Raw genomic sequence first — 15190 nt, forward strand, 5'->3', positions numbered from 1 at the left:
GACAGCAAACAAAAGGAATTATACGACATTGTGTTGCAAAATGACGCTAAAAAATAACGCGTCTTGAGAGAACTGTATCTAACTGACCATAAAATCGGTCTTGGGTGGCGCAAAATAGGAAAACAGGTGGCACCACTCCTGTAGAACTTCATTATAGGTTAAAATAATCCTTCATCATATCTATTGGTCAAGATTAAACTACGGCAAACTGACTTCACATGCAAATGGAAGGATAAGCAATGATATTTAACTGACAATTGGGTATTAGTCTAGAAAAATTGATTTACAATATCAGTTTCTCTGGGCTAACACATTCTCAATTTAGACTTGTCTTCATTTGTTTACTCATGTAATTAACTGTGCATAAAGAAATGAATAAGAAATTTGCGAACGTCTATAATCTGACATCTAAGGAGGTGGGAGTCTATCCCTATTCTTGGTTGTTAGACATATATACGTATAAAGTTGACAAAGTGAACTTCAAGTTTGGAAAAACAACAAAAAGGATGTTGATGAGCCTATGATATTTCTCTTTTCTTCACACTAAATTGGGTGGGAAAACAATCAGGAAAGCATTTCATAGGCTATCACACATGTTTTAATAAGAGGAAGAACCCCACAGACGAGACAGTATTTCAACTGCACGTCTGTGGGGCTTAATACTTTCTACGGCTGCTTATCTGGAGCTGGAGTGTAGTTGATCTCACCGCTCTCCCACTTCTTCCATGAATTGGGATTCTTCTCTTTCATGTAGTGGCCCCAGTTCACGAACTCCAGATAGTCTTTCTTTTGCTGCTCCACTTCCTTCACTTTGTCGCCGAGCTGCGAATTGCGGAACCAGAAGAGAACAGTAAAGCATGTGCCGAAAGCAATGGAGAATACAAGCGAGAGGATATAATAGATGCGCTACTTGTAGAACTTTTCGAGCAGTGCCTCATGCTTCTGCGACAGGTTTGCCTCGACCTTCTCAGGAATGCTCTTCAGAAGCTCGTCCTTGAAGGCGGTAAAGTCGTTGATGGCGGTCAGAAGAACATCGGTATTATTCAAGACGCTTGCCGTCATTGCCTCACGACCCGCACAGTCGGCGAAGTCGCGCGGCGTGCCGTCCTTACAGAAGTAGGCTGAGCATATCTCCGAGTCCTGGTACAATATAAATTCCGTAAGTCCTTTTACATAAAGAGCTTACGGGATTTTTCATTCCCTCTTGGGAAACATTTGAGAAATATTTCGATTTTTTTTCTTTTTACAGATTCAAAACGCTCGCTTGAAAATGAGGCAAATGAGGCTTTTCATTTCAGCCATTGGGATTTAACGCATCCATATCCAGCCACGCATCCATAACCACCATAGATATCAGTATATGTTGGTTGTATGAAAGCAAGACCATGAGCTCCTATATCATTATTATTTATGTCATTGATTGACTTCAGCATATGATAAAACTCCGGTGATAGTGAGAATAGTTCGACACGATAAGCCGAAGTGTATGACTGCTCCAGGACACACAAGCGCAGTGTCACCGTTCGTGATGCCACTTGGGACGAATCAAAGACATACATCAAATGATAGAAGTCGTTCTTTGTGCCAAAGTTAAGCTCTGTGTCTGTCAGTCCGTTAAGCAAAGGCTCAAGACTTGTCTCTATTTCCTCAGACACACAGCTTACAGAGTCGACCGACTCGAAATACTCCATCCCCTTAACCCTTGCTGCGTAATATTGCACGTCATGCGTTTTGTTGAACGATATCTTAAGTCTTGTATAGTCATCTTCTTTATGGAATATGGTATCCATGGAAATGCTGTCAATGGATGGTGACTCTGGTATTTGTGTCTCCCCCCACGCCTTTGTCAAGTCTAAGCCATCTTGATGACTTGCTGGTTCAACAGACACTCTAACCCTGTCACCTGTCTTGTGCTTACCAATGGCATAATAGGTAAGCACGGGCAGGCCGGAGACATTAGACGAGTCGGCAAACTTTATCTCATCTACCTTGCCGTTGATTAGGCACGTGACACCTATCGTTGCATGTGAGAGGACTGGTGTTTTATGACCAGCCGGTTTAGTAACAGAAATCGTTATTGGAATGGTGTCGCTTGCGCTTGGAAAGGCGTAGATGACAAACTTGGGAGTCTCCCCTTGACGGATGTCGATGTTGTCACCGCAAGACGTCAGTATGCAGAGCGTGATAAGTATGAAGAATAGTACTTGTTTCGTCATTTCGTTCAGAACTTTATAGTATAACTTACCGATGGGATGATAGGGATGTAGCCCTTTGCTTTTGCCGCTATGCTTCCGTCGTTGGCCTGTCTTACTTTGGCATATATGGTGTTCAGATGACAGTAGGCATTATATACGTTGACATTCCAGATAGCTTCATGACCCTTCCTCGTGGTATGCTTGAAGTTGAAACCTAAGTCCAGCCTGTGGTAGAGAGGCAGCGACAGATTATTGGGCTTACCGTAAATGTAAGTCAGTTCATGATTGTCGTCATCTTCAGGCATCCGTGGGTTAACGGCAGAAGCCGTAGGAAACGACACACGATTACCGCTCTTCAATGTCAAGGCGGCATACACCGAGATCTTCTTTGTCATTGTGTATCGTATTGTCGTATTCAGCCTGTGACGGTTGTCGAACTGATCGTAAAACCAACCATCGTAAAGTTCCGGAAACTTGCGCTTGCTCCACGATAGGGTGTAAGCCATCTGTGCGGTCAGCCGTCGTGTTCGATACCGTGCCTCCATCTCTATGCCATAAGCCTTACCGCGTCCTTGCGTCACATTCTGTTCCCAGAAGGCGGCAGGAGGCTGCAAGCCCATCCAGTGGCGGTATTGCAGAAAGTTGTCAGTAGATTTGAGATAACCCTCAAGGGAAAAAATGAACTCTGGACTAACCTGCGTATATATCCCAGCGGCTACCTGATGTGATCTGACAGGTGGAATGACGGCAATGGACGGCACCCAGAAGTCAGATGGTATATCGAGGAATGTACTCGCAATACGGTGAATGCTCTGCGACATGTGGGTATAAGATATCTTGAATGTCAAGGGAGTCACCGGGTGCCAGCGTATCGACAGCCTCGGGTCAAAAGAATGGAATGTCTTGTCTGACACGTGATAGAATGTGAAGCTCGTACCCACGTTGGCGTTAATCCAGCGGTTTAGCACAATGTCATCCTCGGTGTACAACTGAGCTTCAACGGAGGACAGCCTCGTGTGTCCCGACACGTCAGTCGTATCAACATGCTCGTTTGGGTCTCCGAAATAGAACGATTGTATCACGGTCTGAGGATTAAACCAGTGCACCGTGAACGCGCCGCCAAAGCGAAGGGTATGCTTAGGGTGGGGAAAGAAAGTGAAGTCGGTCTTTATTCCGAGGTCAAGCATCTTGGTCTTGTTGTGGCTAATGTCAAGACTTTTACGAAATCGAATGTCTGGCTCGGGATGATAAATATCATCCTCATTCATGCTCTGGTTGGTGTAACTGTAAGAAGCTATGAATGACGTATTGTTTGATAGCCGGTTAGAAAGTTGGAAATCGCCTGCCGAGGTTGCGTTAAGATTGCCCCAGCGAAACTTGTTCTCCGTCGTAGTCTGATAGTCATACCAAGCATCCTCATCCTTTATGCCATAGTTGTCCATACCGGAATACAAACTGAGCCACAGTTTGTTGTTACGGCTAAGCAGGTGTGTTACTTTAGCATTGAAATCGTGGAACGCATAAGTAAATCTGAATTTACTTCCACCGTTCTTTGAGTGGTTGATTATTGCGAATGTCGGCAACAGCAAGAGGTCTATCCAACTCCTCCTCAGCGCTATGTTATAAGATGTTCTGCCTTTTATGATTGGGCCCTCAAACTGGAGTCTTCCGTCTATGAGTCCTAAAGAGAAAGACCCATGATGCTCTGTCATGCTGCCGTCTCTAGTCCTAACATCGGTTATGGACGAAATTCGTCCACTGTATCTTGCAGGGAAACCTGACTTATAGAAATCAATGTTCTTGATTATGTCTGAGTTGAAAGCGGAAAAAAGGCCAAACGAGTGGTTGGTCTGATAAACAGGCGTGCCGTCGAGCAGGAACAGATTCTCATCTGGACTTCCGCCATGTACGAGAAGTCCACCAGAGAGTTCCGTACCTTGTGCTACCCCAGAGGTACGCTGCAAGGTTTTCACAAGATCAGGCGAGCTAAGTAGGGAGAACTCTGTATTGATGTCCTCTGGCCGTAGGGTCAACTTTCCTGTTTGAGTAGTATTCAGTGGTGAGTTAAGATCTCTGCTTACTACGACCTCACCGAGTTCCATTGAGCCTTTGATGACGAGGTCATGCCTCGTGTCTTTCTTGATATTTATACTGAAACTTTTCTGTCTCTGTCCGAACCACGACACTTCTAAAACGTGCACGCCTTTTATTAGTATCAGCGTATAAACGCCCTGTTCATTGCTCAATGTTCCGGTATGTGATACTTTGTCATAAATCGACACATTGACCAACGGCTCACCAAGAGAGTCCCGCACAATACCTTTCAGGACGTGCCTCTCTATCAAAGGCTTAGCCGTAACCGTTTTTTGTCCTTGTGTCAGCAGGATATTCGAGCCGTGGATACTATAGCTGATGCCACTCTTTCTGAATACTTCATCGAGAGCTTGATGGAGAGTTAATGTTTTAATGTCACGTCCGTTGTAATTGATACTAAGGTTAAGGTCTGATTTGTAGAGGAAATGTACATGATGGATGTTTTGCAGCCGAAGCATTTCGCTGTAGACGGTGCTTTTCTGCGCCGATAATTTCAGACAGCAGAAAAGCAGGAGGATATAAAGTACGACACCCCTCATCTTTTAGTTATTTCTATGCCAAGTGTGGCCTCCAGCATGTCTATTGCCTCATTAACATCATGTGCCTCTATCTCTCCAGTCACCATCTTCGTGGTATCGCTCGCTGTCAGACCGACTCCGTAATAGTCAGACACTTTTCTGATTGCCGCATTGACAGGTGTATGGTCAAAATGGAATACAACGGGTCCTTTCTTGGTTTTGACAGTGTCGGTCTTTGCCTTTGACACGGTATCAGGTAATGCTCTCTCGGTGTTTGGTGATGATTTCGGAGAACCGTTGTCAAAGCTTCTTACGACAAACATGGTGGCAGCTACTGCCATGACAGCCGCAAAGGCAATGGATGCAGCCACGAGAAGACGCTTGCGTGAGCCTGGCTGTGTGATGCCAGACATGCCTTTAAACTCTTTCCAGGCATTATCAACATTCTTATGCCCAGTCTTATAGTGGTCGACTACAAATTGCAGTTCGTCTTCCTTATTCTTTTTCATGTCTTCGTGTTTATCGTTATTAAAAGAATATCATAACATATATCTCATGCGCCTTTCCCCTAAGAGCACGATAAGCCTTGTAGAGATGAGACTCCACGGTCCTTACGGAAATGTTAAGACTACTGGCTATCTCGACATTCTTCATGCCATCACGTTTACTCATGAGCAATACTTCACGGCGGACTTGCGGAAGAGAGTCGATTGCTTTCCACAGTTTTGCCTCCCGCTCACTTAGCTCGGACCAGTCGTCGATATCTTCCGAATGGATGGCAGAATCATCAATCTCTGTTTTAATGCTCTTATAGTGTGCCACATCAATACTTTCATTCCTCACGATTTGATACAGGTAATGCTTCTTGGCAATGATTTCTTCCCCGTCCTTTATCTTTTCAGAAAGCTTGAGAAAACTATCCATGACAACATCTTCTGCTGTGTAAATATCTCCAACATAGTGCATAGAGAACATACACAAGGCATCATAGTTGTCCTTGAAAAGGTCTTCTATTTTATCTGATATAGACATACGCGTTTCTTCTAATGACTGATCTTTCTCAAAATCACTTACTAAACTTGATTGCAAAGATATAAAAAAGAAATATTAAAAAAGAAAAGTGAGTAAGTAATTACGTGCTTTTGAAGTCTTAAGGTGTAAAAGACAAAAAAAAATTTATGATAGACAAAATTTTTATGGTCTTGCTGTTTGTCATTATGCTGGCAGCATGTGAAAGCGATGAACAACTGCCTTTCAAGACAGCAAAATCCTTACCAGCAGTATCTACTGTTAGGGTAAGTCATGGAGAAATTGTTAATCCCCAAACAAGAGTCTCGAATACAATGGGGCAAGTGGCTTTGAGATTCCGCTCCCTCTTTATCATATAATATTATAAAATTATGAAAATATATAGCATTTTAAGTGTTATCTTAGTTACGCTATGCTTCTTTGCATGTAAGAGCAATAAAGAAAATGAGTATCAGCCTCTGACTATAGAAAATTATGCAGAGGTATCCTTGGGTGATACGGCAAATCTCATAATAACTGGTGGCAGTGGAAACATTATTGTTGAAGGAAACGACAAAGTGGACATTGCTACAGCTCAGAATGACAAACATAAAATCACTCTTATCGGCAAGGAAATAGGTACTACTAACATCTTCGTACGAGATAAAATCACGAATGAGTCATGTAGCATTGAGGTAAATGTGATTCTCCCATTTCTTACGTTGAACTTTGAAAAGGAGGAAGGAAACTATCTCAATATAAGGTCAAATAGCTTATTCGTATTGGTTGCAAGTGAGGATAGCATATGTTACGCTTTTAGCTATAATAACATGCAGTTTAAATATAATGATATACCAATTATGAAAGGAACATACCATATATCTCAAAAAGGAACCATGTTGTCTTTCGACTTAAAAGGAGAAAATTGCACCTTCGAACATACCTTTAAGTTAAAAAACGATAAAGTTGCATACCTTCTGTCAAACATGTCAAGCATAAACACGCTACCGCAAACCTATTTAACGGTAAGTTTTAAAGACATAGAAACGGGCATTGACTTTCCGCATGTGTTCATAGGAAATAAAGTCCACAAGACTTTACCAAAAAGAGAGTAGAAGGTCATATGATAAAACTTCTTTCTCGATAGCATTGTTTATGTCTGAAATAATTGCTACATAAGCAACATTATTGAATTAAATTCAGGAAATACGTATTTTTATTCGTTTGCTTTTCTCTCCTTAAGAATATCCACTATAAGACTCAGTCGTCGTCGCAGAAAGACAGTCATCGTTCCTCAGACTAACTTTCCCCGACTATGGCACGGTAAGAAAAATCCTTGGCGGTATGCCTTGAAAGACTTCAAGACTATACTGCCAAGGACTTTTCTTTGTTTGCCGTGCTGACAACGGCTAACTTTTATAGTCACAACTCGCAGTTCCATTTTCATCGCACAATACAAACGACATGAAACAAGTGGCACGTTGACTTACTTGCTAACAAAAGGTCTTTCGCAACGTAGGTTTCAATCATTCCCTGCTTAGCGAAAGACCTTTTTCTATAGCGTTACCATATAGGAAACATAGCTTCGAGTCCATCAGAACAAAGCTTCAATCCCATCAGAACATAGCTTCAATCCCATCAGAACATAACTTCGATCCCATCAGAACATAACTTCAATTCCATCAGAACATAGCTTCGATTCACCAAGAACAAAGCTTCCTTAATTTTTGGCTTGTCAATAGTCCACTAAAGAAAGGGTAATATCGAAGCTATTATTTGTGTTTCTCCCAGAAAGCTTCGCCTTCTTCTTATTGCTGTTGGAGCATGATATATTCGTAGATTTCATCCATATGGGGATCCGCCTTCGGGTCATATGTTTGGGAGGGACAGTTGTTTATAACCCCAGATGGAGGTAAGGGGGCATAATGCGCGCATTTCTGTCAGCACATAGCAAAAAGCCAGTCCGAACAAGATAAATCACATTTTTGGTAGTTTTGACCACAACGTTCAGAGACTTTTAGAAGGGTTGCGGAATTGAGGAATATTAGAATTAACGTTCCACCATTGTTTAACAGCAGATTTTTAGCACTACACCCCGTATCAACAGATAGAGGATGAAGGCCATCCACAGTAGGTGGTTAGTACATTCCTGAGTGGGAAGGGTGAAGGAAAACGTTAGCCACGCCACAACAAAAAACAGTAGGGAAGCAACAAAGCTGGCCAAGAGCATCGAACGCGTGCGTGTCAGTCCAATGCAAATACCGTCTAAGACAAATGCCAATGTTCCAGCGAGTGGTATCATACAAGCCCAAGGCAGAAAGTGATCAGCCATCGATACCACCGTTGGATCGCTGCTCAGCAAGCCTATCAACAGTTTGCCACCGAATGCATAGAACAGAGTGGCGGTGAAGGCCAATCCCATGCCCCATTGGATCAGCCGTTGGATGACCGCTTGCAGTCCCCTTTGATCATTGGCACCCCAAGCATGTCCTGAGAGTGCTTCACCGGCAAAGGCAAATCCATCCATAACATAACTGAACAACGTAAAGAAGGTCATCAGCAAGGTGTTAGCCGCCAGCATGGTGTCGCCTTGACGGGCACCGAAAGCTGTGAAGCCAAAGTTGACTGCCACCAAGCAGACCGTTCTAAGAAAAATGTCGCGATTGAGCGAAAAGAAATGAGCCAGTTCTGTACGCTGTGACAGTTCTTTACACGTGATATGTATGCTACCCCAGCGGGCCACATGACGGCGAAGCATGCAGACAGCGGCTAAGAGTCCTGACCATTGGGCAATGAGGGTTCCTAATGCTACACCCTGCATTTTCATGCCAAGTCCTATAGCTAACGACAGCGAGACGATGACGTTTATCACATTCTGAAAGATTGCTACATACATTGGCGTTCGCGTGTCCTGCATGCCAATAAACCACCCATTGAGGCACATCAATGCCAGAGTAGGGGGTGCCCCCCAAATGACGATTCGGAAATAAACAGTAGCAATAGCTTCAACACCAGCCGATGGAGAAATGAGCCAAAGTGCAAGCCGCCATAAAGGATATTGTAGCAGCAGAATGATGACAGCTACGCAGACTGCTACACCGAGAGCCCGAAGCAACGACATGTAGATCGCCTTGAGGTCGCCAGCACCATGCGCTTGAGCCGTAAGTCCGCTCGATCCCATCCGCAGAAAGCCGAACAGCCAGTAGGTCACATTAAAGAAAGTGGTAGCCACTGACATAGCAGCGAGATAGATGCCTGAGCCGATGTGTCCAACAACAGCAAGGTCGCACAGACCAAGGAGTGGGATGGTGATGTTGTTGATAACCGAAGGCAAGGCGAGTTGCAGGATGCGGCGATCAAGTATAGATAATGTGAAGGACATGAAAACGAGAAAATGAAAAAAGCGGGGACTTTTGCCTCCGCTTCTTCGTGATAAGACAATTTGAATTGAAGAGTCTTTGGATGTGTGTTCTTTTCCCTATTCTTCAATATTTGTTATTTGTCCACCGTTGGGGATCAAATATATCCTCCCGTAGTGTTTTATGCATTTTTGGCAGCAAGCGGAGCGGCCTGAGTGTAAACGCGCGTGGCAAGATCCTTATCGAGCGTATAAATGCCGTAGCCATTGTCACCGATCATCTTCAGGCTGTCTATGATGTTTTTGGCATTTTCCTCTTCTTCGACCTGCTCGTCGATGAACCATTTGAGCATGCTCTGGGTAGCGAAGTCGTTGTCCTCGAGCGAAGTAGCATAGAGTTTATTGATGAGGCCAGTCACCGTCTGCTCATGCTTGAGAGTGTTTTGGAAGAGATCGAGTGGATTAGCCCACTCTGTGGGAACACCTTGGATTGGGTCAAGCATCACACGACCATCACGTTGCAAGATATAGTCGAAGAAGATCTTTACGTGATCCAACTCCTCCTGATACTGTACCTCGAACCAGTGAGCCATGCCAGGGTAGCCTTGGGCATTGGCATAAGCCGACATGGACAGATAGAGATAAGCTGACCAGAACTCAGCATTGATTTGCGCATTGAGCGCGTCCTGCATTTTTTGACTTAACATGATATAAGCTTTTTATTAATTAATGAAGTCAGTAATATTCAAGCCTGACTAATCAGGCCAGAATATTCTGATCTGCTAATTTAAATCTGCATAAGATATTTCTTAAATGCTTCGAAGTCGTTTGGCATCTCCACGCTTTGTTTCTTTCCGCGCATGAAAGCTTGAAGTCTCTCTGGGATAGCAATGTCGGCATTGTCGATCGCATCAACCTTTTCCTTGAATTTGGCAGGATGAGCAGTCTCAAGGAAGACACCCACCTGTCCGGGCTTCAACTGCTCGGATATAGCTTGATAGCCACAGGCACCGTGAGGATCAAGAACATAACCAGTTCCGTCGTAGCACTGCTTCATAGTTTTGCGAATGGCGTCGTCGCTATAGGTAGCACCCGAAATGTCATTGCGGATAGCTTTCCAGTCGTTGTTGTAGAGATCGAGAATACGTGCAAAGTTGCTTGGATCACCGACGTCCATTGCATTGGCAAGCGTCTGCTTGCTCGGCTGCGGTGAGTAGACACCCGTCTGCAGATAGTTGTAGAAGATGTCGTTGGCGTTGTTGGCGGCGATGAAGTGCTTCACGGGCAGTCCCATGCGGGCACCGAAAAGTCCTGCGGTGATGTTGCCGAAGTTACCGCTGGGGACACAGACGACCATGTCATTTTTTCCTGGTCCAACAAGTCCCATACGCTTGAGCTGAGCATAGGCATTGAAGTAATAGAAAGCCTGGGGCAGGAAGCGCGCCACATTGATGGAGTTGGCAGAAGTCAGCTTCATGTGATCGTTGAGTTCCTTGTCCATGAACGCATTCTTTACCAGCGCCTGGCAATCGTCGAAGACACCGTCGACCTCCAGTGCGGTGATGTTGCGTCCGAGGGTAGTGAACTGGCTCTCTTGGATTTTGCTGACTTTTCCCTTGGGATAGAGAACATAGACGTGGATGCCGTCGATGCCGAGGAAGCCGTTGGCCACTGCCGATCCTGTATCGCCAGAGGTAGCCACGAGCACGTTGACCTCATGATGAACGCCCGTAGCCTTCTCGTCTTTCTTGATAAAATATTGTAACAGGCGGGCCATGAAGCGGGCACCTACATCCTTAAAAGCCAAAGTGGGGCCGTGGAAGAGCTCAAGGCTGTAGATGTCGTCTTTGACCTGATGCACTGGAGTATCGAAGGCCAAGGTGTCGAAGACAATCTGTCGCAGCGAGTCTTCGTCTACGTCGTCACCAAAGAAGCAGCGGGCTACCTCCAAGGCAATCTCTTGAAACGAGAGCTTGTCTATGTTCTCAAAAAACGACTCGGGCAAGCGCTTGATGGTCTCGGGCATATACAGTCCGCGGTCGGGAGCCAGTCCGTGCTCCACAGCCTCACGGAGTGTGGCCATGGGAGCTTTATGATTGGTTGAATAGTATTTCATAATTTGATTGATTTCAAATGTTTATCTATATTTTATTCGATACTCATAAATTTTTCCATGAACTCGTTGAGGTGGAGCATGCCGTAGTCACCTTCCACACACGACACCTCATCGTAGGTTTGTACATTGTCGGGCTCAATACCACGATACCAAATGAGGAAAGGTACTGGCTCCTTGACGTGAGTACGGATCTCAACGGGCGTTGGATGGTCGGGGAGCACCGCAATGCACACGGGTTCATTCCATGTGCTCACCTCTTCGAAGATGGGTTTCACGATGCGTCGGTCGAGATAGTCGATGGTGCGCAGTTTCAGTTCCAGATCACCATCATGCCCAGCCTCATCACTGGCTTCGAGATGTAGAAAAACGAAGTCCTGATGACGCAGCGCGTCGATAGCAGCCTGAGCCTTACCTTCATAGTTCGTATCGGAGAGTCCGGTGGCTCCCGGCACTTTCACCACGTCGAGTCCGGCATAGTGTCCGATGCCTCGGATGAGGTCGACAGCAGAGATGCAGGAACCGGAGTGGATCTGTGGGAAGAGTTCTTGTAGTGTCTTCATCGAAGGGCGGTATCCACCGCTCCACGGCCAGATGCTGTTGGCTTTCTCTGCTCTGCTCTGGTTGAAGGGATGCTCCATGAGCAACTGCTGAGAGTGGAGAATAAGGTCATTGACCAGATCAGCGGTTTCTTGCGCCGTCATTCGGTCGCCATCGTGTCGATCGGTCCAACCCTCCTCAGGCTTGACGAGCAATGGACGCCACTCCTCGTTGGGGTGATCGTGCGGTGGAGCGCAGACGATGTGCTTGTTGCCGCCTTTGATGATAAGCAGATGACGATATTGTATACCGGTGATGAAGCGTATGCGGTCATTGCCGAGTTTATCATTGAGATATTTGATGAGCACGTCGCCCTCCTCAGTCTTGAGATGTCCGCCGTGGTGGTTTTTGATGCGTCCATTCTCGAGCTCTATGATGTTGCATCGTAAGGCAAGGTCGTCGGGCTGCATGTCGTAGCCAATGCTGGCAGCTTCAAGTGGTCCTCGGCCCTCATAGACCTTGTTGAGGTCATAGCCGAGGATAGCAGTATTGGCGACCTCAGAGCCTGGCAAAAAGCCGTCGGGGATGGTCATCAGTCTGCCTGTGCGTCCCTCGCGAGCCAGTCGGTTCATATATGGAGTGTCGGCGTATTGCAGTAGGGTCTTGCCCCCTAACCGTGCTACGGCGTGGTCAGCCATGCCGTCGCCCAAGATGATGATGTGTTTCATGGTTATTCCGAATTAACAATCTTTTGTTTAAATGTTGGCTATACTCATGATGTTGGCAAAGACCCCAGCAGCAGTAACGCTGGCACCGGCACCGTAGCCTTGGATAAGCATGGGATACTCTTTATAGCGCTCTGTAGTGAGCAACACAATATTGTTGCTGCCTTCGAGGCTGTAGAAGGGATGATCCTTGCCTACCGCCTTGAGTGCTACGCTAGCTTTTCCCTGATCCATTGTGGCCACAAAGCGCCACCGTTTTCCTTCCTTGTCGAGTTGTTCGCGTTTCCGTTCAAAATCAGCGTCGAGCTTTGGCAGGTTTTTCCAGAAGTCATCCACAGAACCCTTGAAATACTCGTCGGGGACGAAAAGATGTTTCTCCACATCGTCTTGTTCAATACGGTATCCTGCCTCACGCGTGAGGATCACGAGTTTACGGATAACATCGGTGCCACTAAGGTCGATACGCGGGTCGGGCTCGGAATAGCCCTGTTCTTTGGCACGTCTGACAGTTTCGGAGAAGGGTACGTCGGCAGCGATTTCGTTGAAGATAAAGTTGAGTGTGCCACTGAGTACAGCTTCTATGCGCAGAATGCGGTCACCCGAGTTACGCAGGTCGTTGATGGTACCGATGATGGGTAGTCCGGCTCCTACGTTGGTCTCGAAGAGAAACTTCACGCCACGGAGTAATGCAGTGTCCTTGAGTAGCCGATAGTTATCATAGGATGAGCTGGCGGCAATCTTGTTGGCTGCCACCACGTTGATATTGTGGTTGAGCAGCGTGGGGTAGAGGGCAGCGATATCGGCCGACGCTGTGCAGTCTACAAACACTGAGTTGAAGATGTTCATCTTCAGAATATTCTCGCAGAGCGACTGTGGTGTGCTGGGCTCAGAGTTGTGGAGCTGCTCGCGATAGTTGTTCAGATCGATGCCGTCGCGGTCGAAGATGGCGTTTTTAGAGCTGGCGATGCCAACGACGTTGAGTTTCAGTCGTGAATGTTCCTTGAGTTCATCGTATTGGTTACGGATCTGCTCAAGAAGCTTTCCTCCTACAGTACCCACGCCACATACAAAGAGATTGAGAACCTTGTATTCAGAGAGGAAGAAGGAGTCGTGTAGGACGTTGAGTGACTTACGCAGAGAGCGAGAGTCTACGACAAAAGAGATGTTGGTCTCGGAGCCACCTTGTGCGCAGGCAATGACCGAAATACCGCTGCGTCCGAGCGTGCCAAAGAGTTTTCCGGCGATGCCCGGTGTATGTTTCATGTTTTCACCGACGATGGCGATGGTTGCCAAGTTGCTTTCGAGATGCATGGGGAACATGGCACCGTTGGCGATTTCTGATGCAAACTCATGGTTAAGCACCTCCACAGCTTCCTCTGCATCCTCGTTACGGACACCGATAGACGTGGAGTTCTCGGAGGAGGCCTGTGAAACGAGGAACACGCTAATGCCGTTGTCGGCCAATGCCGTGAAGATGCGTCGGTTGACACCGATGACACCGACCATAGACAGACCTGAGACGGTGATGAGCGAAGTGCCGTTGATGCTGGAGATGCCCTTGATGGGCTTAGCGTCGTTGGCAATCTTATCCTTGATAATAGTTCCGGGAGCCGAAGGGTTGAAAGTATTTTTTACCCTGATGGGAATATTTTTCACACAAACAGGGTAAATGGTTGGCGGGTAGATGACCTTTGCACCGAAGTTGCAAAGCTCCATGGCCTCGACATAGGAGAGCTGGTCGATGGTGTAGGCCGACTTGATGACTCGTGGGTCAGCCGTCATGAAGCCGTCGACATCAGTCCAAATCTCGAGCACCTCAGCATCGAGGGCTGCAGCGATGATGGCTGCGGTGTAGTCCGAGCCGCCTCGTCCGAGGTTGGTGATTTCACCTGTGTCGCGGTCGGTGGAGATGAAGCCGGGGACAAGAGTCACCCGTGGCATGTCTTTGAAAGCTTCCACGACGAGCTGGTTGGTCAGTGCGCTGTCGAGCGTGTTTTTCCCGGCAATGTCATAGGTCTTGATAAACGATCGGGAGTCCATCCATTTAGAGCCTCTGACGAGTGTAGCGACGATGTTGGAACTGAGTCTTTCACCGTAGCTGACGATGGCATCTTGTGTTTTCTTGCTCAGATCACGGATGAGGAACACACCGAAGTAGATGGAATGGAGTTGCTCGAAGAGTGCATCGACGGTGTTGAAAAGTGTTTCTCTGTCATTGGGATCGGTGATGATAGTGTCGATCATCTTATGATGACGGTCCACCATCTGCTCGAAGCTTGTGCGCCACTCATCCTTGCCGCTGACGGCGAGTCGTGATGTGGCAATAAGTTGATCGGTGATGCCCCCAAGAGCGCTGACGACAACGACAATGGGTTGCCGGCGGGCTTCGTTTTCTACGATGCGCTTCAGACTAAGAATACTTTTCACGGAACCTACCGATGTTCCGCCGAATTTTAATACTTTCATAATATATAATGTTTATAGAATGAATTGGCATCCCTCATACAAAAAGGCAATACCAAAACTTAATTTTCTAAGCTACTGTCCGCTCTGCCTCTTATGTGCAGTGCGGGCAGTATGGAGAACGCGACTGTCAGCTAAAGCTGTTGCTGAAAGCATTCTGTTGTCGTAGGGATGAG

At 46.4% G+C, this 15190-nt stretch carries 13 protein-coding genes; 2 read left to right on the forward strand and 11 right to left on the reverse strand.

Annotated elements, in window-relative coordinates; genetic code table 11:
* Window positions 1-666: 666 nt before the first annotated feature.
* The 6 genes from FYJ73_RS12265 to FYJ73_RS12290 form a co-directional block, all read right to left on the reverse strand.
* Window positions 667-810: a hypothetical protein gene (locus FYJ73_RS12265; RefSeq protein WP_154535014.1), complete on the reverse strand. Its 144-nt coding sequence runs from the start codon at window positions 808-810 to the stop codon at window positions 667-669.
* Between the two features lie 96 nt (window positions 811-906).
* Entirely contained in the window at window positions 907-1149 is a 243-nt protein-coding gene (locus FYJ73_RS12270; protein ID WP_154535015.1) for a hypothetical protein, read from the reverse strand.
* A gap of 140 nt (window positions 1150-1289) precedes the next feature.
* Complete coding sequence (locus FYJ73_RS12275; protein WP_154535016.1) at window positions 1290-2216, reverse strand: DUF4249 domain-containing protein; 927 nt, start codon at window positions 2214-2216, stop codon at window positions 1290-1292.
* A 5-nt stretch (window positions 2217-2221) separates the two neighbouring features.
* Entirely contained in the window at window positions 2222-4828 is a 2607-nt protein-coding gene (locus FYJ73_RS12280) for a TonB-dependent receptor (protein WP_154535017.1), read from the reverse strand.
* On the reverse strand, window positions 4825-5316 hold the full coding sequence (locus tag FYJ73_RS12285) for a hypothetical protein (RefSeq protein ID WP_154535018.1): 492 nt from the start codon (window positions 5314-5316) through the stop codon (window positions 4825-4827). The genes FYJ73_RS12280 and FYJ73_RS12285 overlap by 4 nt, the downstream gene beginning before the upstream one ends.
* 19 nt (window positions 5317-5335) lie before the next feature.
* On the reverse strand, window positions 5336-5839 hold the full coding sequence (locus tag FYJ73_RS12290) for a sigma-70 family RNA polymerase sigma factor (RefSeq protein WP_154535019.1): 504 nt from the start codon (window positions 5837-5839) through the stop codon (window positions 5336-5338).
* Window positions 5840-5985: 146 nt separating this feature from the next.
* On the opposite strand from FYJ73_RS12290, the gene FYJ73_RS12295 reads away from it, so the two are divergent.
* Entirely contained in the window at window positions 5986-6195 is a 210-nt protein-coding gene (locus tag FYJ73_RS12295) for a hypothetical protein (protein ID WP_154535020.1), read from the forward strand.
* A 12-nt stretch (window positions 6196-6207) separates the two neighbouring features.
* Window positions 6208-6930 (forward strand): Ig-like domain-containing protein, encoded by a 723-nt coding sequence (locus FYJ73_RS12300; RefSeq protein WP_154535021.1) that lies wholly within the window; start codon window positions 6208-6210, stop codon window positions 6928-6930.
* 953 nt (window positions 6931-7883) lie between these two features.
* Here the strand turns inward: FYJ73_RS12300 and FYJ73_RS12305 are convergent.
* The 5 genes from FYJ73_RS12305 to thrA form a co-directional block, all read right to left on the reverse strand.
* The gene (locus tag FYJ73_RS12305; protein WP_154535022.1) at window positions 7884-9197 is read right to left on the reverse strand and encodes an MATE family efflux transporter; all 1314 of its coding nucleotides are present in this window, start codon (window positions 9195-9197) and stop codon (window positions 7884-7886) included.
* Between the two features lie 158 nt (window positions 9198-9355).
* The gene (locus FYJ73_RS12310; RefSeq protein WP_154535023.1) at window positions 9356-9880 is read right to left on the reverse strand and encodes a ferritin; all 525 of its coding nucleotides are present in this window, start codon (window positions 9878-9880) and stop codon (window positions 9356-9358) included.
* 80 nt (window positions 9881-9960) lie between these two features.
* On the reverse strand, window positions 9961-11289 hold the full coding sequence (thrC, locus tag FYJ73_RS12315; RefSeq protein WP_154535024.1) for a threonine synthase: 1329 nt from the start codon (window positions 11287-11289) through the stop codon (window positions 9961-9963).
* Window positions 11290-11321: 32 nt separating this feature from the next.
* Window positions 11322-12554 carry a cofactor-independent phosphoglycerate mutase gene (locus FYJ73_RS12320; RefSeq protein ID WP_154535025.1) on the reverse strand — a complete coding sequence of 411 codons (1233 nt, stop codon included), beginning with the start codon at window positions 12552-12554 and terminating at the stop codon, window positions 11322-11324.
* A gap of 27 nt (window positions 12555-12581) precedes the next feature.
* A complete protein-coding gene (gene thrA / locus FYJ73_RS12325) occupies window positions 12582-15017 on the reverse strand; it encodes a bifunctional aspartate kinase/homoserine dehydrogenase I (protein ID WP_154535026.1) in 2436 nt (811 codons plus the stop codon).
* Window positions 15018-15190 lie beyond the last annotated feature (173 nt).

The organism is Hallella mizrahii (genome assembly GCF_009695775.1).
GTDB classification, from domain to species: Bacteria; Bacteroidota; Bacteroidia; order Bacteroidales; family Bacteroidaceae; genus Prevotella; species Prevotella mizrahii.